At 62.1% G+C, this 25,606-nt stretch carries 25 protein-coding genes and 2 tRNA genes; 10 read left to right on the forward strand and 17 right to left on the reverse strand.

From position 1 onward, the window contains the following. The first annotated feature begins 45 nt into the window (after positions 1 to 45). Positions 46 to 942 carry an ectoine hydroxylase gene (gene thpD / locus AC1C2O_RS12910; protein WP_495430840.1) on the forward strand — a complete coding sequence of 299 codons (897 nt, stop codon included), beginning with the start codon at positions 46 to 48 and terminating at the stop codon, positions 940 to 942. A gap of 224 nt (positions 943 to 1,166) precedes the next feature. Further along, entirely contained in the window at positions 1,167 to 2,264 is a 1,098-nt protein-coding gene (locus AC1C2O_RS12915; RefSeq protein WP_495430841.1) for a 3-deoxy-7-phosphoheptulonate synthase, read from the forward strand. A 32-nt stretch (positions 2,265 to 2,296) separates the two neighbouring features. On the opposite strand, the gene AC1C2O_RS12920 is transcribed toward AC1C2O_RS12915, so the two are convergent. Genes AC1C2O_RS12920 through AC1C2O_RS12930 form a run of 3 tightly spaced genes read right to left on the reverse strand, consistent with a single transcriptional unit; the run spans position 2,297 to position 4,255 of the window. Further along, entirely contained in the window at positions 2,297 to 2,572 is a 276-nt protein-coding gene (locus AC1C2O_RS12920) for a hypothetical protein (RefSeq protein WP_495430842.1), read from the reverse strand. Positions 2,573 to 2,621: 49 nt separating this feature from the next. Beyond that, entirely contained in the window at positions 2,622 to 3,437 is an 816-nt protein-coding gene (locus tag AC1C2O_RS12925; RefSeq protein ID WP_495430843.1) for an ABC transporter permease, read from the reverse strand. Continuing rightward, a complete protein-coding gene (locus AC1C2O_RS12930; RefSeq protein ID WP_495430844.1) occupies positions 3,434 to 4,255 on the reverse strand; it encodes an ABC transporter ATP-binding protein in 822 nt (273 codons plus the stop codon). The genes AC1C2O_RS12925 and AC1C2O_RS12930 overlap by 4 nt, the downstream gene beginning before the upstream one ends. A gap of 97 nt (positions 4,256 to 4,352) precedes the next feature. On the opposite strand from AC1C2O_RS12930, the gene AC1C2O_RS12935 reads away from it, so the two are divergent. Next, on the forward strand, positions 4,353 to 5,129 hold the full coding sequence (locus AC1C2O_RS12935; protein WP_495430845.1) for a TetR/AcrR family transcriptional regulator: 777 nt from the start codon (positions 4,353 to 4,355) through the stop codon (positions 5,127 to 5,129). On the opposite strand, the gene AC1C2O_RS12940 is transcribed toward AC1C2O_RS12935, so the two are convergent. Beyond that, entirely contained in the window at positions 5,113 to 5,478 is a 366-nt protein-coding gene (locus AC1C2O_RS12940) for an ArsR/SmtB family transcription factor (protein WP_495430846.1), read from the reverse strand. The genes AC1C2O_RS12935 and AC1C2O_RS12940 overlap by 17 nt on opposite strands. A 145-nt stretch (positions 5,479 to 5,623) precedes the next feature. Between AC1C2O_RS12940 and AC1C2O_RS12945 the strand changes: the two genes are divergently transcribed. Continuing rightward, positions 5,624 to 6,307, forward strand: coding sequence for an NADPH-dependent F420 reductase (locus tag AC1C2O_RS12945; protein WP_495430847.1), 684 nt, complete (start codon positions 5,624 to 5,626; stop codon positions 6,305 to 6,307). Positions 6,308 to 6,364: 57 nt separating this feature from the next. Here the strand turns inward: AC1C2O_RS12945 and AC1C2O_RS12950 are convergent, their stop codons facing one another. From AC1C2O_RS12950 to dnaA, 13 genes are all read right to left on the reverse strand, one after another. Then, complete coding sequence (locus tag AC1C2O_RS12950; protein ID WP_495430848.1) at positions 6,365 to 8,695, reverse strand: rhamnogalacturonan lyase; 2,331 nt, start codon at positions 8,693 to 8,695, stop codon at positions 6,365 to 6,367. 229 nt (positions 8,696 to 8,924) lie between these two features. Continuing rightward, positions 8,925 to 8,997 (reverse strand) — tRNA-Ala (locus AC1C2O_RS12955). Positions 8,998 to 9,024: 27 nt separating this feature from the next. After that, positions 9,025 to 9,098: transfer RNA gene (locus AC1C2O_RS12960), tRNA-Ile, on the reverse strand. A gap of 53 nt (positions 9,099 to 9,151) precedes the next feature. Continuing rightward, positions 9,152 to 9,997, reverse strand: a complete 846-nt coding sequence (locus tag AC1C2O_RS12965) for a DUF4097 family beta strand repeat-containing protein (RefSeq protein WP_495430849.1) — start codon at positions 9,995 to 9,997, stop codon at positions 9,152 to 9,154. Then, the gene (locus AC1C2O_RS12970; RefSeq protein ID WP_495430850.1) at positions 9,994 to 10,680 is read right to left on the reverse strand and encodes a response regulator transcription factor; all 687 of its coding nucleotides are present in this window, start codon (positions 10,678 to 10,680) and stop codon (positions 9,994 to 9,996) included. The genes AC1C2O_RS12965 and AC1C2O_RS12970 overlap by 4 nt, the downstream gene beginning before the upstream one ends. After that, positions 10,668 to 11,936: a sensor histidine kinase gene (locus tag AC1C2O_RS12975; protein ID WP_495430851.1), complete on the reverse strand. Its 1,269-nt coding sequence runs from the start codon at positions 11,934 to 11,936 to the stop codon at positions 10,668 to 10,670. The genes AC1C2O_RS12970 and AC1C2O_RS12975 overlap by 13 nt, the downstream gene beginning before the upstream one ends. A 158-nt stretch (positions 11,937 to 12,094) precedes the next feature. Next, positions 12,095 to 12,499 carry a DUF3566 domain-containing protein gene (locus AC1C2O_RS12980; protein WP_495430852.1) on the reverse strand — a complete coding sequence of 135 codons (405 nt, stop codon included), beginning with the start codon at positions 12,497 to 12,499 and terminating at the stop codon, positions 12,095 to 12,097. Next, a complete protein-coding gene (gene gyrA / locus AC1C2O_RS12985) occupies positions 12,496 to 15,081 on the reverse strand; it encodes a DNA gyrase subunit A (RefSeq protein WP_495430853.1) in 2,586 nt (861 codons plus the stop codon). Before gyrA ends, AC1C2O_RS12980 begins: the two co-directional genes overlap by 4 nt. Positions 15,082 to 15,120: 39 nt before the next feature. Beyond that, positions 15,121 to 17,190 carry a DNA topoisomerase (ATP-hydrolyzing) subunit B gene (gene gyrB, locus AC1C2O_RS12990; RefSeq protein ID WP_495430854.1) on the reverse strand — a complete coding sequence of 690 codons (2,070 nt, stop codon included), beginning with the start codon at positions 17,188 to 17,190 and terminating at the stop codon, positions 15,121 to 15,123. A gap of 118 nt (positions 17,191 to 17,308) precedes the next feature. Further along, positions 17,309 to 17,800 (reverse strand): DciA family protein, encoded by a 492-nt coding sequence (locus AC1C2O_RS12995; RefSeq protein ID WP_495430855.1) that lies wholly within the window; start codon positions 17,798 to 17,800, stop codon positions 17,309 to 17,311. Beyond that, positions 17,793 to 18,986: a DNA replication/repair protein RecF gene (gene recF / locus AC1C2O_RS13000; RefSeq protein ID WP_495430856.1), complete on the reverse strand. Its 1,194-nt coding sequence runs from the start codon at positions 18,984 to 18,986 to the stop codon at positions 17,793 to 17,795. Before recF ends, AC1C2O_RS12995 begins: the two co-directional genes overlap by 8 nt. Before the next feature lie 66 nt (positions 18,987 to 19,052). Next, a complete protein-coding gene (gene dnaN, locus AC1C2O_RS13005) occupies positions 19,053 to 20,195 on the reverse strand; it encodes a DNA polymerase III subunit beta (protein WP_495430857.1) in 1,143 nt (380 codons plus the stop codon). A 425-nt stretch (positions 20,196 to 20,620) separates the two neighbouring features. Continuing rightward, on the reverse strand, positions 20,621 to 22,012 hold the full coding sequence (gene dnaA / locus AC1C2O_RS13010) for a chromosomal replication initiator protein DnaA (protein ID WP_495430858.1): 1,392 nt from the start codon (positions 22,010 to 22,012) through the stop codon (positions 20,621 to 20,623). Between the two features lie 321 nt (positions 22,013 to 22,333). On the opposite strand from dnaA, the gene rpmH reads away from it, so the two are divergent. Genes rpmH through rsmG form a run of 6 tightly spaced genes read left to right on the forward strand, consistent with a single transcriptional unit; the run spans position 22,334 to position 25,431 of the window. Continuing rightward, the gene (gene rpmH, locus AC1C2O_RS13015) at positions 22,334 to 22,471 is read left to right on the forward strand and encodes a 50S ribosomal protein L34 (protein WP_439283287.1); all 138 of its coding nucleotides are present in this window, start codon (positions 22,334 to 22,336) and stop codon (positions 22,469 to 22,471) included. A 6-nt stretch (positions 22,472 to 22,477) separates the two neighbouring features. Beyond that, on the forward strand, positions 22,478 to 22,828 hold the full coding sequence (rnpA, locus tag AC1C2O_RS13020; RefSeq protein WP_495430859.1) for a ribonuclease P protein component: 351 nt from the start codon (positions 22,478 to 22,480) through the stop codon (positions 22,826 to 22,828). Beyond that, on the forward strand, positions 22,825 to 23,175 hold the full coding sequence (gene yidD / locus AC1C2O_RS13025; RefSeq protein ID WP_495430860.1) for a membrane protein insertion efficiency factor YidD: 351 nt from the start codon (positions 22,825 to 22,827) through the stop codon (positions 23,173 to 23,175). The genes rnpA and yidD overlap by 4 nt, the downstream gene beginning before the upstream one ends. 3 nt (positions 23,176 to 23,178) lie before the next feature. Further along, positions 23,179 to 24,252, forward strand: a complete 1,074-nt coding sequence (gene yidC, locus AC1C2O_RS13030) for a membrane protein insertase YidC (protein ID WP_495430861.1) — start codon at positions 23,179 to 23,181, stop codon at positions 24,250 to 24,252. Beyond that, positions 24,249 to 24,752: a Jag family protein gene (locus tag AC1C2O_RS13035; RefSeq protein WP_495430862.1), complete on the forward strand. Its 504-nt coding sequence runs from the start codon at positions 24,249 to 24,251 to the stop codon at positions 24,750 to 24,752. The genes yidC and AC1C2O_RS13035 overlap by 4 nt, the downstream gene beginning before the upstream one ends. Before the next feature lie 31 nt (positions 24,753 to 24,783). Beyond that, complete coding sequence (rsmG, locus tag AC1C2O_RS13040; protein WP_495430863.1) at positions 24,784 to 25,431, forward strand: 16S rRNA (guanine(527)-N(7))-methyltransferase RsmG; 648 nt, start codon at positions 24,784 to 24,786, stop codon at positions 25,429 to 25,431. Positions 25,432 to 25,606 lie beyond the last annotated feature (175 nt).

Raw genomic sequence — 25,606 nt, forward strand, 5'->3', positions numbered from 1 at the left:
GATCCCATCCGAACGACACCAGCACGAGAGGCAGGAGAAGGACGCATGACCACCACAACGACCGCAGAGGATCTGTTCCCGACCCGGTTGACCCAGCCCTCCGACTTCATCACCCGCACCCAGCCGGCGGTGTGGGGATCTCCGGATGACGGACCGTTCACCGAAGCCGCACTGAACGCGCACGAGCAACGCGGCTTCTCGATCCTCGACGACTTCATCTCGCCGGATGAGGTCGCACTGTATTCCGGTGAGCTCGACAGGCTCGCCGCAGACACGGCGCTCCAGAACGACGACCGAATGATCACCGAACGCAGCACTGGCACCGTGCGTTCAGTCTTCGAGGTCGAGAAGCTGAGCCAGGTACTCGATGCCCTCGCCCGCAGCCCCAAGGTGCTCGACCGCGCACGGCAGATCGTCGGGTCTGAGGTTTACCTGCACCAAACGCGGGTCAACTACATGCCGAGCTTCACCGGCACAGGGTTCTATTGGCATTCGGACTTCGAGACCTGGCATGCCGAGGACGGCATGCCGATCCCTCGAGCCGTCAGCCTGTCGATCGCGCTGACGGACAACTATCCGTTCAATGGCGGACTGATGGTGATGCCGGGTTCGCATCGCACGTTCGTGCCGGCCGTGGGAGAAACCCCCGACAACAACCACGAGCAGTCGCTGCAGTCGCAGGAGGCAGGGGTACCCAGCCATGCGGCCATCACGGCAATGGCGGACAAGTACGGCATCGACCAGTTCACGGGAGCTGCAGGTTCCGCACTGTGGTTCGACTCGAACATCATGCACGGCTCGGGAAACAACATCACCCCGTACCCGCGCTCGAACGTGTTCATGGTCTTCAACAGCGTCGAGAACACGCTCGTAGAGCCGTTCGCGGCGAAGACGGCCCGTCCTGGACACATCGCGAACCGCGATTTCTCCCCGCTGACGTGAGTCGGACAGCATGCGCACGCACCCCGTGCGCATGCTGTAGGGTCGTTCGCATGACAACTCGTTGGTATGCGTATTTTCAGTCGGCTCTGGAGGAGCCGTCGCTGATCTAGCGCACACCGACTCCTTCAGAGCTGACAAGCCAGAGCATTTTGCTCTGGCTTTCGCCGTTTCGGCGGGCTCTGCATCCGGGGTCCGCCTTCGCACAGAAGACAGGACCCAGGAATATGAACGACGCCGCCACCATCGATGCCACCGCCTTTGAAGTAACCGCCGACCTGCACGTCGCGCAGTTCACCACACTCCCCACTCCGGCCGATATCGCCGCTGAGCTTCCGATCGGCGAGGAGCGCGCCTCGCTCGTGTCTCGCACCCGCGCCGAGGTGCGCGCGATCATGGCTGGCGAGGATGACCGACTCCTCGTCATCGCCGGCCCGTGCTCAATTCACGACCCAGCCGCCGGCCTCGAGTACGCAGGTCGGCTCGTGCGCGAGGCCGAGCAGCACCGCGACGACCTGTTGATCGTGATGCGCACGTACTTCGAAAAGCCGCGGACGACGATCGGGTGGAAGGGCCTCATCAACGACCCGCACCTCGATGGCAGCCACGACATCGAGGCGGGGCTGCGCCTGGCGCGCGGGTTCCTGCGTGACGTCACCGCACTCGGGATGCCGTGTGGCACCGAGTTCCTCGAGCCGATCAGCCCGCAGTACACCGCCGACCTCGTCACCTGGGGTGCCATCGGCGCGCGCACCACGGAGAGCCAGATCCACCGGCAGCTCGCATCCGGGCTGTCGATGCCGATCGGATTCAAGAACGGCACCGACGGCGGACTTCAGGTGGCGCTGGATGCTGCAGCCTCGGCATCCGCCCCGCAGGCGTTCCTCGGGATCGGCGCCGACGGTCGGGCAAGCCTGGTTGCCACGACGGGCAACCCGGACACCTCCGTCATCCTGCGTGGCGGAGCGGACGGCCCGAACTACGATGCCGAAACCGTGCTGAGCGCGTCGCAGCGCCTCTCGGCAGCAATGCTCACGTCACGCGTGATCATCGACGCTAGCCACGGGAACAGTCGCAAGGACCATGTGCGCCAGGCCGAAGTGGCTGCCGAGCTCGGTGAGCAGATCGCCACCGACGGTCAGGCAATCGCCGGCGTCATGTTGGAGAGCAACCTCGTCGCTGGCGCCCAGAAGCTCGATGTGGACGCCGGCCGTACGCGGCTTGTGCACGGACAGAGCGTGACGGATGCCTGCATGGGCTGGGATGCCACGGCTGTCGCCCTGGGTCAGCTCGCCGAGGGCGTGCGCCGGCGCCGGTCTGCCTGAGGGGTGTGGGCTCCCGCTGGGCCTCGCCGGGCTCAGGTGTTGCGTACGTTGAGCAGTTGCCAGCCCTCGGGCACTTTGGCGAGCAGCGCATCCATGTCATCGGCGTCGATCTGCTGAATCTGGTCACGGCGGGCGAATGTGCCGGTCGCCTTGAGCATGTCCGCACCCTTGATCATCGCGACAGGTGCGGAGATGAGGTCAAAGCCTTCTGGCTTCTGCAGAGCGAGCTGGGTCTGCACAGCGGCGAGATCTGCCGCCTCGACGTCAACAGACTGGGTTTCAACAGGACGCATCAGACCGATCAGCACTCTTCGATCCTACGTTGACCAGGCACGAAGCCTCGGCGCACGCCCCCACCTACGCACGCAGGTTTCGGTAGGCGCGTGCCGAGAGTGGCAAGAACACGAGCGTGATGACGAGCGGCCAGACCGCGGCCATGAGTAGCGCGTTGTCGGTGAACCAGCCCTCCGTTATGCCGGTCGGGTTGCCGAAGAGTTGCCTGGCCGCTGTCGCTGTAGCTGAGATCGGGTTCCATTCCGCAATCGCGCCGAGCCAGGCTGGCATCGTTTCGGGTGCGACAAAGACGTTTGACAGGAAACCGACCGGCCACACGAGCACTTGCACGGCCATCGTCGCGCCCGGGGAGCGGAAGGTGAGCCCGAGAAAGATGCCGACCCAGAGCAGGGCGAAGCGCAACCAGAGCAGCAACAGCACCGCAAGCAGTGCGGATCCGACGCTCGCATTGATCGTCCATCCGATCAGCAGCCCGCCGCCGATGAGAACGGCGAGACTCACAACGGACGTTGCCATGTCTGCTCCGGCCCGCCCAAGTGAGACTGCCGCGCTACCGATAGGTAGAGAGCGAAAGCGGTCGGTGATGCCCTTCGCGGCATCCGTCGTCATGGCCAGCATCGTGCCCTCGAGCCCGAACATCATCGTGAGTGTGAGTACGCCCGGTAGTAAGAAGGGAATGTAGGAGCCGCCACCAGGCACCGCTATCGCGCCACCGAACAGGAACGCAAACATCAGCAGCAGCATCACGCTGAATGCGATGCCGAAGATCGGTGTGGCGGGCTGTCTCGCCCAGTGCGCGAACTCGCGCTGGGTGAGGATCCAGCCCTCGCGCAGGGTATTAGAGCGTGCGCGGCCCATGTCTGTGGTGAGTTGGGTCATGCCGTGGCCTCCTGGGTTGAATCATTTTCGCTGGGATCTGCGGCTGCTCCGGCTGTGCGGGGTGCGCCCGTGAGTGTGAGGAACACTTCGTCGAGCGTGGGCAGCCGGCGTACGGTCTCGACGACTTCGCCACCCACCCGGCGCTTGAGCTCCTCCGGCGTGCCCTCGGCGATGACGCGCCCGTTGTCCATGATCGAGATGCGCTCGGCGAGCTGGTCGGCCTCGTCAAGGTATTGAGTGGTGAGTAACACCGTGGTTCCTGCTCCGGCCGCGTGGCGCACCGTCTCCCACACCTCGTTTCGCCCGCGGGGGTCGAGACCGGTCGTCGGTTCATCGAGGAACAGCACAGCGGGGCGCAGGATCAGGCTTGCCGCGATGTCGAGACGACGTCGCATTCCACCCGAGTAGCCCGCGACCGGGCGGTGCGCCGCATCCGTAAGCCCGAAGGTTTCGATCAGCTCATCGGCTCTGGTTTGCGCCGCCCGGGTGCGGAGCCCGGAGAGCCGACCAAACATGACGAGGTTCTGCCGGCCGCCGAGTACCTCGTCAAGTGCCGAACTTTGGCCAACGAGGCCGATACGTTCGCGCACGCGGGCGGGCGCGGTGCGCACATCGTGGCCGTCAATGGTCGCGCTGCCGTCGTCGAGATCGACCAGGGTGCACAGCGCGCGCACTGCGGTGGACTTCCCCGCGCCGTTTGGGCCGAGTAGACCGTGGATCGTTCCGGATTCGACCCTGAGATCGAAACCGTCGAGTGCCAACGCTGCGCCATAGCGCTTACGCAGGCCGCTCGCTTCGAGTGAATATTTGAGGGACACGTTCCTCCTAGATCGATCATTCGTCTTTACTTCGTACGCTGTACAAAGTTACTGAGATTGATTATCGTACACCATACGGAGAAAGTAGGCTAGAGGGATGAACGACGATGATGCGGAGCTCGACGAGAACTCCCGAGTGGCGGATCGCACGCTCGCGCTGCTGTGGCGTCATCAGATCGGCGAGCCGCAGGGAGCCCGTGGCCCCAAGCAGAAGACCAGCGTCGATGAAGTCGTCAAGACTGCTATCGCACTGGCCGACGAGGAGGGTCTAGAGGCCGTGTCGATGCGTCGCGTCGCCGACATGCTCGGGCTCGGCGCGATGTCGCTCTACACCTATGTTCCAGGCAAGACCGAGCTGATTGAGCTCATGTTCGACTCGGTTGCCGCTGAAACGCCGCTCGATCCCCACGCGGGCCTGGTTCGGGCTCGCCTCGAGAACATCGCACGCCAGCAGTGGGCAGAGTTCGGCCGCCATCCCTGGCTGTTGCAGGTCGACTCGAGCAGGCCACCACTCGGCCCAGGAATCTCGGATCGCTACGAGTGGCAACTCGCTGCGGTCGATGGACTTGGACTCAGCGACCTCGAGATGGATCAGGCGCTCACCCTGCTGGTCTCCTTCGTCGCGGGCCCCGCGCGCGCGGCCCGTGACGCTCAGCGCACGAAAGAATCATCGGGTATGAGTGACCGTGAGTGGTGGGAGATCAACGCACCACTGCTCGAAAAGGTGATGGACGGCAGTCGTTTTCCGCTTTCCGGCCGCGTTGGCCAGAACGTCGGCGAACTCTACAACGGCGCGTCGGCTCCCACGCTGAGCTTTGAGTTCGGCCTCGCTCGCGTGCTCGACGGCATCGAGCAGCTCATCGCTTCGAAATAGAGGATGCTTCGCGGTTCGCTCCTGCGAGAGTCGCCTCGTGCTCATGCAGGACAAGGTCGAGCAGTCCAGGAAAACGGCGGTTAAGTTCCTCACGGCGTAACCAGTTTCGGTGACGGGTACCGTCCACCTCTTGCTTGATCACCCCGGCCTCACGGAGCACCCGCCAGTGCCTCGTCAGCGCGGACTTCGATACTCCGAAGTCCGATCCGCTGCACGCTGTTCCGGGCTCTTGAGCAATGTAGTAGACGATCGCACGACGGACCGGGTCGGTCAGCGCAAACATCGCCTGAAACAGGTCCAGCTCACTTTCGGCGGGGATTTCGAGTGGGTGCGACAAGCGACTTGCCACGATCCTCTTCCTTACGTTCCGGCCCGTACCTTATGTACGCTTTTGCGTGTACATAAGGTACGGTGATGTACATACTGACGTGTACATCATGTCATGTCCGACGCCGCGGCAGTGGCGCGTACTCAATGAAGGAAAGTGAGAGATTATGACGACCATTGGTTTGATCGGGAGCGGCAACATCGGCAGTGGTGTCGCTCGCTTGGCCATCGCGGCGGGCTACGAAGTGGTGCTAAGCAACAGCCGTAGCCCCGAGACCCTCGCGGGCCTTGTCGCCGATCTCGGATCGCGTGCTCGAGCGGCGACTCCGTCGGAAGCTGCTGCGGCCGGTGACATCGTCATCGTGTCCATCCCGTTGGCCGCCTACCCGCACGTGCCCGTCGCCGAACTACAGGGCAAGACGGTCATCGATACGAATAACTACTATCCCGATCGCGACGGCCACTACCCGGAGCTCGACGACGAATCAACGACGACGACCGAGTTGCTGCAGGCGCATCTGCCGGAGTCGCGCGTGGTCAAGGCCTTCAACAGCATCTACTTCCCCCATCTCACTGGCCTAGCCCGACCGTCAGGAGACCCGGAGCGCTCCGTCCTTCCCATTGCCGGAGACGACCAGGCAGCAAAAGAGACCGTCACAGAATTTCTCGACGCAATCGGGTACGACACCCTGGACGCGGGCGTCCTATCGGAGGGATGGCGTTTTCAGCGGGACACTCCCGCGTACACGCGTCCATACTTTGGTTCGACAGACCCGAAGGTCGGTCGCCCGGTCTCACACGACGAGCTAGCTGCGCGGCTGGCTGAGGCTAAGCGGTACCGCGACCTCTGAAACGCCATCGGGCCGGGGGTCTGCAAGACCCCCGGCCCGTCCGGTTGCTTCAGCGGCTCAGTGCTTGCCGCCCTTCTTGCCCGAGCCCAGTGGCACGTCGTCGAATGACATGTCTGAGGCGAAGTAGAACGACGGGTAAGCCGGCTGGTTGTACGCCGTCTGCTGGCGCGCGATCTCGGCCCGATACTGCACGTCCTGCATGAGGGTGTACAGCTTGTGTGTCGTGACCTCGGTCGACAGGTAGACGCGCAGCGCGCTCGAGTCGGCCGTGCGCACGACCAGCTCTTCACGCCAGTCCCCGAGCACATCGGCCACAAGCGAGGGGTTTCCCTTCGTCCCGTTGTTGGTGCGGGTGTCGGATGCTGTGAGCACCGTGCCGTCGGTCCAGTCGTCGATCGTTGGCGTGACCTCGAGGGCGCCGTTCACGAGCTGCGTCGTCAGGTCGCCGGACCACCGAATCGACATGTTGGTGCCGGGGTTCGTGGGCGACACGATCTCGCCGGTCGCCGACAGCAGGCCGGATGCGTCGGTGCCCGCGGGCATGCTCGACCAGACCTCGACACCCGGCACGTCGCTGCGGACGTCGCCGATCATGCCGCGACCGGTGTCGCGGCCCGAGTAGGCGCCGAAGATCACTTCGCCCGTCGCCGCATCGCGCAACGCAGTGCCGAACGGCGCCCAGGCGCCGCCCTCGTGCACCGTGAAGATCTCAAGACCGGGGCGGTTCGGGTCGATGTCGGCGACGTGCATCGCATCACCGTGGCCGAGCCGGGCCACGGCGCCGGGGTCGCCGCTGCCTTCGGGCATCACGTCGAACGATGAGTACAGCAGGCCGCCGTCGTCGTCGATCGTCGCCGAGCCGTAGACGATCTCCTGTTTGCCGTCGTCGTCGACATCGGCTGCGCTCAGGCTATGGAAGCCCTGCGTGGTGATCGTGCCATAGACCGGATCGGTGCCGTCGCGGCCGTGCGGACCGTCGTTGAACGGGTTCGACATCGGCACGTGGCCGCTGTCGACGAGCCAGCGCTGGCTCAGCTTCTTGCCGTTCCAGTCATACGTCGCGATCGTCGAGCGTGTGTAATAGCCGCGGGCAAAGACGGCGGAAGGGTGCTCGCCGTCGAGGTAAGCGACGCCCGACAGGAAGCGGTCGACGCGGTTGCCGGGCTCGATACGCGACATCGCGTAGTCTCCCCACAGCAGACCGTCGTCACCGCGTCCCGGCTCGTAGGTCACAGTCTGCAGCTCCTTGCCGGTAGCGCTATCGAACACCGTGAGGTACTCGGGACCGTCGACGATGAAGCCTTCGAAGGCGCGTAGCGCATTGCGCGCCGAGCGCGACGGCGCATAGACATCGATGAAGTAATCGGTGAGCTCCTCCGCGCTCTCGCGCGACAGCGGGTACTCGTGTGTCACCTCGGTGCCCCATGCCTCTTCGAGCGTGGCGGGCCACTGGCCTGAGACGACCTCTTCGCGCGCGGACCAGCCGAGGAACGTCTCGACGAGGTGCGCGTAATAGTCGTCTGCGCTCATCCGGTAGTCATCCTCGTGCGCGTACCCGGCCTTGCGGTCGGCCTTCGGCAGCGTGATGTATGACTCCTTTTTGACCGAGCCATTCGCGCCGTACTGCACCGACTTCGTGCCCGGCGCGGTCTTGAGGATCGTTTCGCTGCGGCCGTCACCATCGAAGTCGTACACGAGGAACTGCGTGTAGTGGGCACCGGCGCGGATGTTGACCCCCAGATCGATGCGGTTGAGTAGCGTGCCGTCGACCTCATACGTGTCGAGGAACACCGGGCCGGTGTAGCCGACCTGCGAGACGTCCTTCGCGTTGGAGGGGTCCCACTTGACGATGTACTCGTACTCGCCGTCCCCGTCGACGTCGCCGACCGACGCGTCGTTGGCGGAGTATGTGTAGGTCTCGCCGGTCGGCGTGACGCCGTCGGCGGGCTTGGTCAGCGGGATGTCGAGATACGACTGGTCGAGTGGCGTGACCTTGTCGCTCTTCTTGCCGGTGCGCCCCTTGACCACCGGGGCCACGCGGTACGTGGCATCTGCCGAGCCCGCGGCATCCACATAGTTCGTGCTGTCGGTGACGCTCGCGATCTTGCGGCCATCTCGGTACACGACGAAGTCGGTGCCGGTCAGCCCGGTCTCGCTCGCATCGGTAGCTTCGGCTTTCAGCAGTCGCCAGCTGACGAAGATTCCAGATGCCGTGTCGACGGCGACCAGACCTCGATCGAGGTCTTCGATCTGAGGGCTGGCGGACGTGCCACCGTGACCATGGCCATTCCCCTGACCTGAGGATCCGGCCTGTGCGGCTTGCGCCGGCAGGATCAGAGTGGTTGCCAAAGCCGCGACCAGTACGGTCGTTCGTAGGGGGGTTTTCATTCGCTTCACCTTTGATCGCTGAACGTTGGAATACGCTTTCCCCAGTCGCCGCCTTCGAGACTAGGAGGACGCGTCGCGTCGTGTCAACGGTTTCTCTGAATCGTGTCAAAAGTGTCGCGCCTGTCCCGGCGAGGACACGGGTGGGTATCGGTACTCAGTCTCCGGACGCAGGCACATCCCGCAGGAACAAAGAACCGGTCAGACGTGATGTCTGACCGGTTCTTATTTGTGGAGCCTAGGAGATTCGAACTCCTGACATCCTGCTTGCAAAGCAGGCACTCTACCAACTGAGTTAAGGCCCCAAAAGCTATTTAATTGTGGTGACGGAGTGGGGATACCGGGATTTGAACCTGGGACCTCTTCATTATCAGTGAAGCGCTCTAACCAACTGAGCTATATCCCCGTCAACCTCCAAGACTTTACCCGAGATTTCAGGAAAATCCGAATCGACGATGCTCAGCGGCCGGGGCGCAGAACCGCACTGCCAGCAGAGAGGCTGACCACGACAGAATTCCGCGCATTCGACGACGTCTGCAGGTTGTTGTCGAGGGAACCCGCGCTGACTTCCTGCTGCACGTCGTAGGCGACATCCGGAAGCGTCAGATCGAGAGAACCGGCGCTGACGTCGATGGTTACCTCACTGGGCGCCGTTCCAGCCAGCTCGGCCACGAGCTCACCGGCAGACACGACGAAATCGGCTTCGTCCACGTCCGTGAGGTTGACGTCAGCTCGACCCGCGCTCATATCGACGTCAACAGATGACGCTGATCCACTCAAGTGGAGCCTGCCGGCCCCCAACTCTATGTCCAGGCCATCAAACGCTCCATCCACGTCGAGGCCCCCTGCAATCAACGTGATGTCAGCGTCCAGCCGGGAATCCTGCAACTCTTCCGGCAGCGTCAACAAGACGCGCTCGTCGTCATTGAACCAGTTCCCGAAGATTCCACCGCCGAACCAGCCGTCAAACAACTCCCTCGGACTCTGTACGATCAGCTCATCGCCGTCACGGCGCATCGTCCAACCACCGCGGCTGCCCTCCATCTGGAGCTGTGCCTCGTCGACGTCACCGAAGCGCACGGTGACTCTGCTGGCGCTGACATCCATTTCCAGCGTCTCGATCCCGTCCACATCGATGGACCGGGTTTCGCTGGTGACCGTCGCATCATTCACGGCCGCGACTGCGGCCGTGCCGCCGGCTCCCAGCAAGGCGATGCCCCCCACGACCGCGGTGGTCACGGTGATCGCTGTGACTCTGGCGTAGGTGCGTGTGCCGTCAGGCGTGCGCTGAGGTTCGATGTTCATCGTGTCATTCCCGTCTGGTTACCGAGCGGGGGCGTGCCGCCGGTGTTCTCGATATGAGCAAGCGCTGCAAGCACGCGGCGGTTGCCGGCCTCTGGCTCGAGGCCGAGCTTCTGGAAGATGGCGGTGATGTTCTTCTCAACACTCGCCTCCGAGAGGAACAGCAGACCCGCGATCGTCTGATTCGATTTCCCCTCGGCGATCAGCGCGAGCACTGTGCGCTCACGCTCGGTGAGCTGCAGCATCCGATCGTCGCGATTGCGACGCGTCAGCAACTGCTGGACCACTTCCGGGTCAAGCACGGATCCTCCCTCGGCGATCCGCTCCACGGAGGCGAGGAACTCTGAGACATCTGCGACGCGATCCTTGAGCAGGTACCCGAGAGGCCCACCCTGTGCGGCAATCAGATCGCTGGCATACCGTTCCTCGACATACTGCGAGAGCACCAGCAACGGCAGCGCAGGATGCGTGGACCGCAGCGCGAGTGCCGCACGGATACCCTCGTCGGTGAAAGTCGGGGGCAGCCGCACATCGAGGATGCAGAGCTCCGGGTCCGTGCTCCGCACGGTTTCGGTTAGACCCTCGGTGTCGGCCAGAGCCGCGACCACCTCGTGTCCGGCATCCTCCAGCAGACGAACCAGACCCTCGCGAAGAAGAACCGAGTCCTCACAGATCAGGATGCGCATGGCACGCTCACCTCCAGCGATGTCGGACCGCCCTGCGGGCTGTCGAGGCGGAAGGTACCGCCGGCGGCCGTCACCCGATTAGAGATGCCATCAAGGCCACCGCCGGGCTGCACGTGCGCGCCTCCGATGCCGTTGTCTTCCACGCGGGCCCAGAGCACTCCGCTCTCGCGCATCCGCACGATGACTCGGCATTCGCTGGCTCGCGAGTGTTTGGCGGCATTCGTCAGCGACTCGGCAATGGAGAAGTACACCGCCGCTTCGGCGTCACGACTGCAGCGGCCGGTCATGCGCACATCGAGCTGCACCGGGATGTGCGATCTACTGGCAATCGCTGAGAGCGCAGCATCCAGACCGCGATCGTCAAGAACAGAAGCATGGATGCCCCGGGCGAGCTGGCGCAGCTCAGTGATGGCGGCCTTCGTGGACGTGTGTGCCTCGCCGATCAGCTGCTTCGCTACTTCCGGATCGCTCTCGATCTTCTGGTGTGCGAGACCCAGGGTCATGCCGACCGAAACCAGTCGCGGCTGAACACCGTCGTGCAGGTCGCGCTCGATGCGGGTGCGCTCGAGATCTGCAGCGCGCACGGCGCCTTCACGCTGCGCACTGGTCGTGCGCACCTGCTCGGTGAGTTCGGCCTCGCGATTCGGCACGACGATTGCTCGAGTAAGAACGCGGTGGAGCAGCGCCAGGCCGACGATGCCGGCAGCAGCAGCGAGAACACCGAGGATGCCGATCACCGGCGCCCACCCGCCGCTCACGACCGCGCCGAATGGTCCGATCGAGGAGTCTCCGAACAGCGGCGAGAACGTGTAGATCGCGGACCAGAACATGCCCCAGAAGAGTCGAAGAACCAGTGTGCCGAAGATGCACGCGATCGCGAAGTTCGCCACTGCCCGCCACATGGTCGCATCGATCGACTGGCGACCGAGTGAACGCAGCCAACCGCCGAAGCCGGGCCGCAAGCGTCGGCGCGGAGCCAGCGGCGGGAGTCCGAGACGGTAGAGCCCGTCAACGCGAGCGATCTCGAACCACGCCACGCCGTACAGCGCGTAGACCAGCCCGACGAGGAACACCGCGCCGATACCGAAGGCGAACAGCAGCCCGACGCCGGTACCGAAGAGTGCGGCGAGGAGGCCGATAACACCGGAACCGATCACGCCGAGGCCGGCAAGTTGCAGAATTGTCAGGAAGAGCCGCAGCGGCGGCTTCTTCGCGGGGGGAGCGCCGACTGGGGCCGGGGCGGTCTGAGTGGTCATATCTCAAAGGTAGGCCGCACGCCCCGCTGCCAACACCGTGCCAGCCCGACGCCTAGGTTCGGGTTTCCCCTACTCCTAGATATGCGAATGGGCGCCTGTGGCGCTTCGCCAGCGAAGGCGAGCCACACACGCCCACTCGTAAGGGGTCGTGCGGGGAACTAGTTCGACATGAAGCCGACGAGCAGGCCCCCGGTCACCTTCACCGCAAGGTTGTAGATACCGGCCACGACCGCGCCGAGCACGGTGACCACGATCAGGTTCAGGATCGATACAACTGCGGCAAACGCCATGACCTGGGGAAGGCCAAGCATCGACGAGATCGACACCGCGCCCTCGGTGATGTTGCCGACCAATTCGTCGGCCCCAGCCAGGATGCTCGTCGCCTGCAGCACCAGGAAGATCAGGAAGAACGAAACCATGGTCACGATTGCAAGCGCGACCGCGGCCAGGAACGAGAGCTTCACGGCTGACCAAAAGTCGATGTAGACCAGACGCAGTCGAACCTGCTTGCCACCGGTCTTACGCGTGGACTTCTTCGCCAGCTTGTCGGCTACTGTGCTCATTCGTCCGTGCTTTCCTCAGAGTTCTGTGTCGATTCGGGAGTCGCCGCCTCTGCGTCTGACTCCGCCTCTACCTCTTCTTCGGCAAGGCCCCGCTCACTGTTGCGGGCAATGGCGAGGATCCGGTCCTTCTCGGAAGTCCGGGCGAACACCACTCCCATGGTGTCTCGGCCCTTCGCGGGCACCTCGGCCACGGCAGAGCGTACCACCTTGCCGCTGGACAGAACCACCAGAACCTCGTCGTCCTCAGCCACGATCATTCCACCCGCAAGAGTGCCGCGATCGTCGTTGAGCTTTGCCACCTTGATGCCGAATCCGCCGCGTCCCTGCACGCGGTACTCCTCGACGGCAGTGCGCTTCGCGAATCCGCCGTCAGTCACCACGAACACGAACTGGCCAGGCGAGGCGACGGATGCCGAGAGAAGGCTGTCACCCTCACGGAACTTCATACCCTTGACGCCAGCGGTCGCGCGTCCCATGGGACGCAGTGCCTCATCGGTCGCGCTGAAGCGCACCGACATACCGCGACGGCTGATCAGAAGGATGTCGTCTTCCGCGTTCACCATGAGTGCGCTGACAAGCTCGTCCTCGTCATTCAGACGGATCGCGATGACACCGCCCTGACGGTTCGTGTCGTAGGCGTCAAGTCGGGTCTTCTTGACCAGGCCGTTGCGAGTTGCAAGAACCAGATACTCGGCCACGTCGTAGTCGCGGATCGCGAGCACCTGAGCGATACTCTCATCCGGCAACAATGCGAGCAGGTTCGCGACGTGCGTACCCTTCGCGTCGCGACCGGCCTCCGGCACCTCGTAGGTCTTGGTCCGGTAGACGCGGCCCTTGTCGGTGAAGAACAGCAGCCAGTGGTGAGTGGTGGTCACGAAGAAGTGCTCGACGATGTCATCCGCGCGCAACTGCGCGCCCTTGACACCCTTGCCACCGCGGTGTTGCGAGCGATAGTTGTCGCTGCGCGTGCGCTTGATGTAGCCCTCACGGGTGACGGTGATGACCATCTCTTCTTCGGCGATGAGGTCTTCCATCGAGACGTCACCGTCGAAACCGTGCAGGATGTGGGTGCGTCGGTCATCGCCGAAACGCTCGACGATCTCGGTGAGCTCGTCGCGGATGATGGTGCGCTGGCGCATTTCATCGGCAAGAATCGCCTTGAAGTCGGCGATCTTGATCTCAAGCTCGTTGGCTTCATCGACGATCTTCTGGTGCTCGAGGGCCGCAAGGCGACGCAACTGCATCGTGAGGATCGCATCGGCCTGGACATCATCGATGTCGAGAAGCTCCATCAACCCGGTACGAGCTTGGTCGACTGTGGGCGACCGGCGGATCAACGCGATGACCTCATCGAGCGCGTCGAGCGCCTTGAGGTATGCGCGCAGGATGTGCATGCGCTTTTCAGCCTCGCGGAGGCGGAACTGCGTGCGACGGACGATCACATCAATCTGGTGCGAGACCCAGTTCGTGATGAAGCCGTCGAGAGCGAGCGTTCGCGGAACGCCGTCGACGATGGCGAGCATGTTCGCGCCGAAGTTGTCCTGCAACTGCGTGTGCTTGTACAGGTTGTTCAGCACAACCTTGGCGACAGCATCCCGCTTGAGAACCACTACGAGACGCTGACCGGTGCGGTCGCTGGTCTCGTCGCGGATATCGGCGATGCCCGTGACCTTGCCATCGCGAGCCAGGTCACCGATCTTCACTGCGAGGTTGTCGGGGTTCACCTGGTAGGGCAGTTCGGTGATCACCAGGCAGTTGCGGCCCTGGATCTCTTCAACATTCACGACTGCGCGCATCGTGATCGAACCGCGACCGGTGCGGTAGGCCTCCTGGATGCCCTTCGAACCGAGAATCTGCGCACCAGTCGGGAAATCAGGACCGGAGATGCGTTGGATGAGCCCCTCGAGAAGCTCCTCACGCGGCAGACCGGGGTTGTCGAGAGCCCAGAGCGCAGCAGTAGCAACCTCGCGCAGGTTGTGCGGGGGAATGTTGGTCGCCATGCCGACCGCGATGCCGACGGAGCCGTTGACGAGCAGGTTCGGGAAACGGGCCGGAAGGACCGTCGGCTCTTGAGTCTGGCCGTCGTAGTTGGGCTGGAAGTCGACGGTCTCCTCTTCGATGTCGCGCACCATCTCTAGCGCGAGCTGAGCCATCTTCGTCTCGGTGTAACGGGGTGCAGCAGCACCCATGTTGCCGGGGGAGCCGAAGTTTCCCTGACCGAGAGCGAGCGGGTACCGCAGCGCCCAGGGCTGAACCAGACGCACGAGGGTGTCATAAATCGCCGTGTCACCGTGCGGGTGGTACTGACCCATGACCTCGCCGACGACACGGGCACACTTCGAGAACGCCTTGTCGGGACGGTAGCCACCGTCGTACATGCCGTAAATCACCCGGCGGTGCACGGGCTTCAGACCATCACGCACATCAGGCAGCGCACGGCCGACGATGACCGCCATCGCGTAGTCGAGGTAGCTTCGCTGCATCTCCGACTGCAGGTCGACCTGATCGATCTTGCCGTGCTCGTGATAAGGCTGTTCGCGACCGGATCCGGTCGTTTCGCCCGTCGAATTGTCGTCAGTCATTTGTATCTTTCAATCGTTCGCTGAGCGTTGCCTACGGCGTCAAATGTCCAGGAAGCGGACATCCTTGGCGTTGCGCTGAATGAAGTTGCGTCGAGATTCAACGTCCTCACCCATGAGCACGCTGAAGATCTCATCCGCAGAGGCTGCATCTTCGATGGTCACCTGACGGAGCGTCCGCGTGGTGTGATCCATCGTGGTCTCCCAGAGTTCCTTGGCGTTCATCTCGCCGAGACCCTTGTACCGTTGCACGCCGTCCTTGCCGATGCGCTTGCCGTTTTCCAAACCGTGCTTCATCAGCGCGTCGCGCTCGGCATCCGAGTACACGTACTCGTGCGGCTTGTTCGTCCACTTCAGTCGGTACAGCGGCGGCATTGCGAGGTACACGAAGCCGGCCTCGATGAGTCCGCGCATATATCGGAACAGCAACGTCAGCAACAGCGTCGTGATGTGCTGGCCGTCGACGTCAGCATCCGCCATCAACACGATCTTGTGATAGCGGGCCTTGGAGATATCGAAGTCCTCGCCGATCCCAGTGCCGAATGCCTGGATCATTGCCTGGACCTCGCGGTTGCCCAGAGCCTTGTCCAGACGAGCGCGCTCGACGTTCAGGATCTTTCCACGCAGGGCGAGGATCGCCTGGGTGTGCGGATCGCGACCCTGCACGGCCGAACCACCGGCCGAGTCACCCTCCACCAGGAAGATCTCACTGATCGACGGGTCTTTGCTGGTGCAGTCCTTGAGCTTGTCCGGCATAGCCGCAGACTCGAACACGCTCTTACGACGGGCGGTCTCGCGCGCCTTGCGGGCGGCCATCCGCGCGGTTGCGGCGTCGATGGACTTACGGATGACGTTCTTCGCCTGCACCGGATTGCGACCAAACCAGTCACCGAGCTGATCGCCGACGACCTTCTGAACGAATGCCTTCGCCTCGGTGTTACCGAGCTTGGTCTTGGTCTGACCTTCGAACTGCGGTTCGCCGAGTTTGATCGAGATGACCGCAGTCAGCCCCTCACGCACGTCATCACCGGAGAGGTTCTCGTCCTTCTCCTTGAGTAGGTTGTTCGCGCGGGCGTACTTGTTGACGAGAGTGGTCAGCGCAGCGCGGAAGCCTTCTTCGTGGGTGCCACCCTCATGGGTGTTGATGGTGTTCGCGTAGGTGAAGACATTCTCGGTGTAACCCGTCGTCCACTGCATCGCGATTTCCAAAGAGATCTTGCGCTCGGTGTCTTCCGATTCGAAGTCGATGATCTCCTCATTGACGACCTCGGCGTGCCGCACCCGGTTCAGGTATTCGACATAGTCGACAAGACCGCGCTCGTAGAGGAAGACATCGGCGCGCTGCTTGGTGACGGTCGTGCCCTCTTCCTCGATCTCATAGGTGGCACCTTCACGCTCGTCGTTCAGCTCGATGCGCAGTCCCTTGTTCAGGAACGCCATCTGCTGGAAACGAGTGCGCAGAGTGTCGTATTCGAAGACGACGCCCTCGGTGAAGATCTGAGAATCGGGCCAGAACGTGATCGTGGTGCCGGTCTCATCGGTCTCGGCACCCTTGATGAGTCCCTGTTCCTGCGGTTCGCCACCGTTGGAGAAACTGTGATTCCAGACGTGACCCTGACGCATAATCTCCACGTCGAAACGCGTGGAGAGCGCATTCACAACAGACGAACCGACGCCGTGCAGACCGCCAGAGACGGCGTATCCGCCGCCGCCGAACTTTCCACCGGCATGCAGGATCGTGAGCACAACTTCCACACTCGACTTCGACGGGTCGGAGGAGTGCGGGTCGACGGGAATGCCACGACCGTTGTCGATGACACGCACGCCACCGTCTGCGAGCAGTGTGACGAGGATCGTGTCTGCGTGCCCAGCCATCGCTTCGTCGACGGAGTTGTCGACGATCTCCTGGACCAGGTGGTGCAGTCCTCGCGGCCCAGTCGAGCCGATGTACATACCGGGGCGCTTGCGGACGGCCTCAAGACCCTCGAGGACCTGGATCTCATTGGCACCGTACTCACCCTGCTGCTTCTGCTGGGGGGTTATGGTGCGCTCGGCGTCGGGGGTTTCCCCGGTTGTCGATTCAGGCTCGTCAGCAGGGGTTTCAGGCGTCATCAGAGGTGATTCTCCACATCGATATCTCGAATGCCCAGTCTACCCTCACTCAGACCCTAAACGTGGCTATACGGCCCTGTGTGGCCCTGAAATCGATCAAGTGGGGTCCGTTGATGCCCTACCCGTAGGTATCGCGCGGGCCCCGCCCTGGAACGGCTCTCGGCCCCCATTTCCAAGAGGGAACGTCCGGGCCGATAAAACGGAGGTTGTTGACTCCCGCCTGTGGATAGCGTCGTCCGATCTCAGTCAAGATGGTCGCGCGCATGAACTGCAGGTTCTTCGCCCAGGCTGTCGAGTCGCACTTGACGGTCAGCATCCCATTCTCAAGTCCGACCGGTTCAGAGTGTTTCGCGGTGTCTGCGCCGGCGAATTCCGCCCACTGGCGCACCACATCTTCACGCGCCAGCGTGATCTCCCAACCGGATTCACGACTGAGCTTGTCGAGCACCGCACCGAGCGCCCCAGGGTCGCGACCGGGAGTGAAAGGTGCGTTGTCATCGTCATCTCGAATACGACGCTTGCGTTTCCATGACTTCGAGCTGGGCTTCAGCCCGCGAAGACGCAGGTAGGTCGCGACAGTTTCCGGAGTATCTGATGCTGATTCACTCATCGTCTTCCTCCTCATCATCCGTCTCGCTGCTGTCATTCTCGGCGCGATCATCGCTGATCATGCCGGCGTTGATGCGCACGACGTGTCGGTGCAGCGGCTCAGGGATATCTTCCTCCACCGCTGCGGTGACCACCACTTGCTCATATCCGACGGTCAGAGTCGCCAAACGCTGCCGTCGATCAGCATCGAGCTCGGCGAAGACGTCATCGAGGATGAGGACCGGATCTCCCGCCGGCGATTCAGCGCGCAGAAGCTCAGCGGATGCCAGACGCAAAGACAGCGCAATCGACCAGGACTCGCCGTGCGAGGCATATCCCTTCACCGGAAGCCCACGTACGCGCATCAGAAGATCATCCCGATGAGGACCGACAAGAGTGAGACCTCGGTCGAGCTCTTGCTTACGTTTCGCCTGCAATGCCGCGCGGAACATGTCGGCTATCTCGCCACGGGTATCGGACGCGCCTTCTTCGCCTTCTTCGGGGTCTCCTCCTCGAACAGAAAGCGCCCACTCGAGTTCGGGCTGATGGTCAGCGCCGGCGATGGCGGTGTACGCGTCGGCAAGTGGGCGCTGCAGGTCAGCCGCAAGCCGGAGGCGCGCGTCGATGATCTCGGATCCCAGTGCGACAAGCTTGTCGTCCCACACCTCAAGCGTGGTAAGTGCTTCGCCTCGGATGCCGCGTGCGCGGGCGGATTTCAGCAGTGCGCTTCGTTGTTTGAGAACGCGGTCATAATCACCGAGTACTGCAGACATCCGCGGCGCGCGCTGAATCAGCAGTTGGTCTGCGAATCGACGCCGGGATGACGGGTCTCCCCGAACGATCTGCAGATCTTCTGGTGCGAACAACACGACATGCGCGTAGCGGGGGAGTTCGTTGGTCTTGGATGGTGATCCGTTGATGCGGGCTTTGTTAGACCCTTGCCGATTGATCTGCACTTCGGCGAGAACCTTGCGTTCTCCGACCGAGAGCCGTGCTCGGATCACTGCGAAATCTTGGCCGTCCCTCACCATCGGAGCATCCGACGACACCCGATGGGAGCCGAGCGTGGCAAGGAACACCACTGCTTCTGCAAGATTCGTCTTGCCCTGGCCGTTGCGGCCGACGAGCACATTCGGTCCAGGGTGGAGGCTGAGTTCTGCGGTCGCGTAGTTGCGGAAGTCCACAAGGCTCAGGTGCTCCACAATCACGGATTCACCCTACCTTTCGGGGCAGACACTCTCCCCGAATTCGCTCGTCGAGCGAGATGGAGACGATCAGCGCAGCAGAAGGTTCGGCTGCAGCAGGTACTTGTAGGAGTCGCTTCCTGCCTGGTCGACCGAGGTCTGGCTCGTGATCAGCACCGGGCTGAGCTTGTTGGCATTGTCGCTTGACGTAAATGTCACGCGCACAAACTCGCTCTTGACCGCGCTGAGCGCCTCGGTCAAATACTGCGGGTTCAAGCCGAGCGTCACATCGTCGCCACCGGTCAGGTGTGCGTCGACCGACTCAGATGCTCGAGCCTGCTCGCTGCCAGAGGCATCCATCGTCACGCTGTCAGATGTGAACGTGAAACGCAGCGGAGCTGCGCGATCAAGCACCAACGCCACACGCCGAACTGCTTCGATCAGGTCGGCGGTGTTGACGACCGCGTAGTGCTCGGTCTGCTCGGGAAACAGGCGACGAACCGGCGGGAAATTTCCCTTGATCAGGAGAGAAGTCACCGTCTTGTTGCCCGACGTGAACGCGATGATCTCGCGGTCGCCGGCGCCGGAGAACGACACCTGGATGGTTCCGGTGTGTCCGAAGGTCTTTCCGACCTCGGTCAGTGTGCGCGCGGGAACCAGCGCAGTCTGCTCAGGTGCCTCGCCATCCCACGGCACGTTGCGAAGCGAAACGCGGTAGCGGTCGGTAGCGACGAGGCTGAGGTTGTTCTCGGTTACCTCGAGCTGCACGCCGGTGAGCACAGGAGTCACGTCATCACGAGACGCTGCAAACGCGACCTGCGCGATCGCCGTACCGAAATCGTCGGCCGGAACAACACCCGAAGTGCCAGAAACCTCAGGGATCGACGGATATTCCTCAACGGGCATTGCAGCCAGCGTGAAGCGAGCCGATCCGCAGGTGACGGTGATACCGCCGTCTTCTTCGACAGCAATCTCGATGGGTGCGTTCGGCAGTCGGCTCGCGATGTCTGAGAGCAGCCGCCCGTGAACCAGAATCGTTCCTGGTGTCTCGACCGTCGCCTCGATGGTCGTACGTGCGGATGCTTCGTAGTCGAATGCCGAGAGGGTGAGACCTGACTCGCCTGCTTCGATGAGCACACCGGCCAAGATCGGCTGTGGATTGCGCTGTGGCAGAAGTTTGACGACGAAGGAAACAGCTTCGCTGAAGACATCGCGGTTGACCTGGAACCTCACGGGCGCTCCCTCGTCGTAATTACAGGATCTGAGGAGCATGGGCTCACGTCAGGGGTTCCCATCGTATCCCCACAGCCCGGCTCTGCCATACGACGGGTTTCGACACCGTTGAGGTGCTCGGAATCCGCTCTCAAAGGGTTAACTCCTTAACAGTGTTAACACCTGTGGATACTGTGGATAACTCGGTGGATATCAATCGTCCGTAGGGAACTACATGCGTGTGAGATGTGGAAACCCTGAGGAAACCGCGCTTAAACAGGTGTGTGGTCGAAGCGGCCGTTTGTGGAGTTATCCACAGGTAGCCGCGATTTCCACACATTCGTCCCGATGTTAAGTGTATTCATCCACAAGTTATCCACATGTGTAAACAGGGGTGAATTGCATGGTATGGAGCGTGGTCGAAGCGGCCAATCGGCTGCAAATCGTCAGCGCCGACCGAGCTGCGTCGTGATCTCGGTGACCTGGTTGTAGATGGAGCGACGCTCCTTCATGAGGTCGCTGATCTTCTTATATGCGTACATGACGGTGGTGTGATCGCGGTTACCGAACAGCTGACCGATCTTCGGCAGTGAGAGGTTCGTGCGTTCGCGGCACAGATACATCGCGATCTGACGCGACGTCGCGATCTGCTGCGATCGACTTGATCCATACAGGTCGTCGACGGTGAGCTTGAAGTACTGAGCGGTGGCGGTGATGATGTCGGTCGGCGAGATGATGTTGTCTTCTGCCGTGTCGATGATGTCTCGGAGCACCGTCTGAGCGAGGGATATGTCGAGCGCAGAGCGATTCAGGCTTGCGAATGCGGAGACACGGATGAGCGCGCCCTCGAGTTCGCGGATGTTCGACGACACGACGGTCGCGATGTACTCCAGCACGTCGTCGGGGATGTGGAGCGCCTCGCTCTGTGCCTTTTTGCGCAGGATAGCGATACGGGTTTCGAGGTCAGGAGCTTGCACATCGGTGATGAGACCCCATTCGAACCGGCTGCGCATCCGGTCTTCGAAACCGGTCAGGTGCTTTGGGGCGACATCGCTGGTGATCACGATCTGCTTGTTGTGATCGTGCAGGGTGTTGAAGGTATGGAAGAAGGTTTCCTGCGTCTCGGCGCGGCCCTGCAGGAACTGGATGTCGTCGATGAGCAGGATGTCGACGTCACGGTAGCGTGCCTGGAATGCAGACCCACGGTTGTTGGCGATCGAATTGATGAAGTCGTTGGTGAACTCTTCGCTGGAGACGTAGCGAACTTTCACCCCCGTATAGAGAGACTGGGCGTAGTCGCCGATCGCGTGCAGAAGGTGGGTCTTGCCGAGACCGGAGTCGCCGTAGATGAATAGCGGGTTGTAGGCCTTCGCCGGCGCCTCTGCGACAGCAACCGCCGCTGCGTGTGAGAAGCGGTTGGACTGTCCGATGACGAAGTTGTCGAAGGTGTACTTCGGGTTCAGGCGCGATTCGTGGCGCAACTGAGTGGGCTGTTCGACCGGATAGTCGGTGCGCGGGGCCTCTGGGCGTCCGAAGTCCGCGACCGCGATCGGGGCGGTCGGGTGCTCGGCGAGCTCATGGTTGACGACCACACGGAAAGAGGTGACTTCTTCGCCGAGGTGACCGAGAGCCTCCATGATCGGAACGCGTAGTCGTTTGTTGATCTGCGCCGCGGTCAGGTCGTTGGGGACGTCAAGGTAGAGCGTCGCGCTCATGATGCCGGCAGGAACGGCGAGACTCAGGAAGCCCTGCAGTTGGGGGGTGACCCGGTCGTCATGGGCGAGTAGATCCAGAACCTCTGCCCAGATCGGAACGTCGGGCTGGTCAGGAGAGGGCATGGTGCTCCGGGTAAGGGCTCGCGGAGGACAGACCGATTTCGGCAGATCCCCCCTGTGGATAACTTCGGATGCAACGGTAGTCAGCCAACCTGTGAAGGGCAACTACCCACGGAAAATCAACGGTGTGTCGAGTACGTCGGTGGCGACAAGGTTGTGGATAATTATGGTGCGGCGCAACACAGCGCGAAACGGTATGGCGCGGAGATTTGCTCTCTGGGCCGGTACGACGTACGCTTAATCGGTTGACTTATGCCCGAAAAAGGGCAGATCCCTATGTCTCCGGTCGTACACATCCGGTGACAGCGTTCCCGGAGTGATTCCATGAGCAAGCGTACGTTCCAGCCCAACAACCGCCGTCGCGCTAAGAAGCACGGCTTCCGCCTGCGCATGCGCACGCGCGCCGGCCGCGGCATCCTCTCGGCCCGCCGCGCGAAGGGCCGCGTCGAGCTCTCGGCGTAAAGCTTCGTGCTCGCCCGCCCGCTCCGACTAACGCGAGGTACCGACTACCGGTTGGTCGTGCGTCGCGGAGTCCGGTGCGGGGGCGCGACGGTCGTCACGTCTTTGTTGACGACCGATGAAGCACGTGAACCCAGGTTCGGGTTCATCATCAGTAAACAGGTGGGCACTGCTGTGATCCGCAATACCGTGCGTCGACGGCTCAAAGCCGTGTGCGCGGACGCGCTCTCGATGGTGCCAGAGGGCACGGATGTCGTCATCCGTGCCCTTCCTGCGTCCGCCACCGCGACATTTGCCGAGCTCAACGCTGATGTGACGCGGTGTCTCGCACGACTCAACCGCACCAGGACGTCGGCATGAGTGCCCTGCCCTCCTACGCGATGGGATCGGCGCATCTGCATCCTGGTGACCTCGTGCGCAGCATCCCACTCGTTCCACGCAATCTCGTGCTGGGGTTTCTCACCGGATATCGCGCCGTAATCTCGCCGATCTATGGTGATGTGTGTGCGTACTATCCGTCCTGTTCGGCTTACGCTGTAGGTGCTGTGCAGCAGCACGGTGCTATCAAGGGAGCCATGCTCTCGGCGTGGCGCGTGCTGCGATGCAATCCCTGGACAAAAGGCGGCGTCGATGACGTTCGCCCCCACGACCATTTCCGATTCGACCTGACCGCTCGAGGTTTCGTCGTACCTTCTCGAAAGGACTGAACAGTGGGTCTTGACCTTCTGCTCGCCTCTGCGACGCCAACACCGCCCGCTGATTCCGGTGGTGGCTTCGATCTACTCGGCACCATCCTGTGGCCCCTTAAGTGGGTCGTCGAGCTCATCCTCGTTGCTTGGCACTCGCTGTTCACCACGGTCGGGCTGCCCGCAGCAGCCGGCATCACCTGGATCCTCTCGATCGTCGGTCTCGTGATCGTCGTTCGCGGTGCGGTGTTCCCCCTCTTCGTGCGGCAGATCAAGAGCCAGCGCAAGATGATGGAAATCGCTCCTGAGATGAAGAAGGTCCAGGAGAAGTACAAGGGCAAGAAGGATCAGCTGTCTCGTGAGGCGATGAGCCGCGAGACAATGGCGCTGTATAAGAGACACGGCACTTCGCCGATGTCGAGCTGTCTGCCGATGATCGTTCAGATGCCGATCTTCTTTGCCCTGTTCAGCGTGCTAAACGACGTCACCAAGCATGCCAATGATGGCATCGGTGGTGTGGGCCTCCTGAGCGCCGACCTGACCAAGGAGTTCTACGACGCGACGATCTTTGGATCAGTCTCGTTGCACGGCACCCTCGGCCACGCTGTCGAGACGCAGAACACCGTTGCGATCGTGCTCCTCGTCATCCTCGTCGTGCTGATGATCGGTTCGCAGTTCTTTACGCAGCTGCAGATCATCTCGAAGAACCTGTCACCAGAGGCCAAGACCGGCCAGGCGTACCAGATGCAGAAGATCATGCTTTACGTACTGCCGTTGGGCTTCATCTTCTCTGGTGTGTTCTTCCCGCTCGGCGTGGTTGTGTACTGGTTCATCTCGAACCTGTGGACCATGGCGCAGCAGTTCCTCGTCATCCGCGAGATGCCGACCCCCGGTTCGGAAGCAGCCAAGGCACGCGAAGAGCGACTTGCACGCAAGGGTAAGGCGATCGATTCATCCGGCAAGGTTGTCCCGATTGCGGCGTATGAGGCTGAGCAGCAGCGCAAGCTCGACGAGGTAGAGAAGGCCAAGCAGAACGCACCGAAGCGTCAGCAGCCGGTGGGCAAGAAGCGTTCGAAGAAGAAGGGTCCGAACTCATGACCAGCGAGAACGTCGTGGAACGCACTGAGCGCACTGAGCCCACTGTCGAGCAGCTTGAGAATGAAGGCGATGTCGCGGCTGACTTCATCGAGGAGCTGCTGGATATTGCAGACATCGACGGCGATCTGAATCTCGATGTGCGCCAAGGTCGCGCCTACGTCTCGGTCGAGGCTGAGGGTGAAGACATCTCCGTCCTTTCAGACCCCGACACTGTTCAGGCATTGCAGGAGATCACCCGCCTCGCCGTGCAGAACAAGACCGGTTCGTTCTCGCGACTGATTCTCGATGTGGGTGGATCTCGTGATGTTCGCAAGCGTCAGCTCGAGAAGCTGGTGGATGCTGCGTTGGTCAAGCTTGACGAAGGAGCATCGCAGGCATCGTTGCCATCGATGTCGAGCTATGAGCGAAAGCTCGTGCACGATATCGTGGCCGATCGCGATCTTGTTTCCGAGTCGTACGGTGAGGGCGCCGAACGTCACACGGTCATCCGCCGCCGCTGATGTTTCACGTGAAACATCGTGAGGAGTGAGCGTGTCAGATACACAGGCAGAACCCACGGTTGAGACTGAACCGGAAGTTGCGGCATCACTCTTTGGCGATCGGATCGACGTCGCACGTGCGTTCACTGCGGCACTCGCTGCGCAGGGTGAGGAACGTGGACTTATTGGTCCGCTCGAGCTGCCTCGTCTATGGACGAGACACATTCTGAACAGCGCCATTGCAGCACCACTTTTTCATGGCTCGGCCGCGGATATCGGCTCCGGGGCCGGCCTGCCCGGCCTTGTCGTTGCCATCGCACGGCCAGATGTGAAGTTAACACTGGTCGAGCCCATGGAACGTCGAGTCAATTGGCTCAACGAGCAGGTCAACGAGCTTGAGCTCGATAACGTCGTGGTCCTGCGGTCTCGTGCAGAAGATGTTCGCACCAGCGAGAAGTTCGACGTTGTCACGGCCAGGGCTGTCAGCGCGTTGCGTACCCTTCTCCCGTACACAGCGCCTCTGGTGCGCGATGGGGGAGAGCTTGCACTCCTCAAGGGAAAAAACGCTGAAGTAGAGATTGACGCAGCCGCCAAGCAGATCAAGAAGTATCGGCTCAGTGATGTGCGGGTTGAGGTTCTGGGTATTGGCGTGCTGGAGGAGACTACTCGCGTGTTTCGGGCTAAAGTGCGGGGCGCTTAGTCCTTGGTGCGTACGGCCCTCGGGTGAATGTTTCACGTGAAACATCAGTTCTCGCAGCTGGAAGAACTGGATGCGTGGACAACACAACTGAGACCCCGATGTTTCACGTGAAACATGGACTGCCGGAAGAGATCGCGGCACATCACTGCCGCGCAATAGTCGAAGTAGACATGCC

Source organism: Microbacterium sp. Y355, assembly GCF_059445345.1.

Excerpts from the sequence above, each read along its gene's own strand:
- thpD (WP_495430840.1), top strand. The coding sequence starts at position 46 with ATGACCACCACAACGACCGCAGAGGATCTGTTCCCGACCCGGTTGACC.
- AC1C2O_RS12915 (WP_495430841.1), top strand. The coding sequence starts at position 1,167 with ATGAACGACGCCGCCACCATCGATGCCACCGCCTTTGAAGTAACCGCC.
- AC1C2O_RS12925 (WP_495430843.1), bottom strand. The coding sequence starts at position 3,437 with ATGACCCAACTCACCACAGACATGGGCCGCGCACGCTCTAATACCCTG.
- AC1C2O_RS12935 (WP_495430845.1), top strand. The coding sequence starts at position 4,353 with ATGAACGACGATGATGCGGAGCTCGACGAGAACTCCCGAGTGGCGGAT.
- AC1C2O_RS12945 (WP_495430847.1), top strand. The coding sequence starts at position 5,624 with ATGACGACCATTGGTTTGATCGGGAGCGGCAACATCGGCAGTGGTGTC.
- AC1C2O_RS12950 (WP_495430848.1), bottom strand. The coding sequence starts at position 8,695 with ATGAAAACCCCCCTACGAACGACCGTACTGGTCGCGGCTTTGGCAACC.
- AC1C2O_RS12965 (WP_495430849.1), bottom strand. The coding sequence starts at position 9,997 with ATGAACATCGAACCTCAGCGCACGCCTGACGGCACACGCACCTACGCC.
- AC1C2O_RS12970 (WP_495430850.1), bottom strand. The coding sequence starts at position 10,680 with ATGCGCATCCTGATCTGTGAGGACTCGGTTCTTCTTCGCGAGGGTCTG.
- AC1C2O_RS12975 (WP_495430851.1), bottom strand. The coding sequence starts at position 11,936 with ATGACCACTCAGACCGCCCCGGCCCCAGTCGGCGCTCCCCCCGCGAAG.
- AC1C2O_RS12980 (WP_495430852.1), bottom strand. The coding sequence starts at position 12,499 with ATGAGCACAGTAGCCGACAAGCTGGCGAAGAAGTCCACGCGTAAGACC.
- gyrA (WP_495430853.1), bottom strand. The coding sequence starts at position 15,081 with ATGACTGACGACAATTCGACGGGCGAAACGACCGGATCCGGTCGCGAA.
- gyrB (WP_495430854.1), bottom strand. The coding sequence starts at position 17,190 with ATGACGCCTGAAACCCCTGCTGACGAGCCTGAATCGACAACCGGGGAA.
- AC1C2O_RS12995 (WP_495430855.1), bottom strand. The coding sequence starts at position 17,800 with ATGAGTGAATCAGCATCAGATACTCCGGAAACTGTCGCGACCTACCTG.
- dnaA (WP_495430858.1), bottom strand. The coding sequence starts at position 22,012 with ATGCCCTCTCCTGACCAGCCCGACGTTCCGATCTGGGCAGAGGTTCTG.
- rpmH (WP_439283287.1), top strand. The coding sequence starts at position 22,334 with ATGAGCAAGCGTACGTTCCAGCCCAACAACCGCCGTCGCGCTAAGAAG.
- yidD (WP_495430860.1), top strand. The coding sequence starts at position 22,825 with ATGAGTGCCCTGCCCTCCTACGCGATGGGATCGGCGCATCTGCATCCT.
- AC1C2O_RS13035 (WP_495430862.1), top strand. The coding sequence starts at position 24,249 with ATGACCAGCGAGAACGTCGTGGAACGCACTGAGCGCACTGAGCCCACT.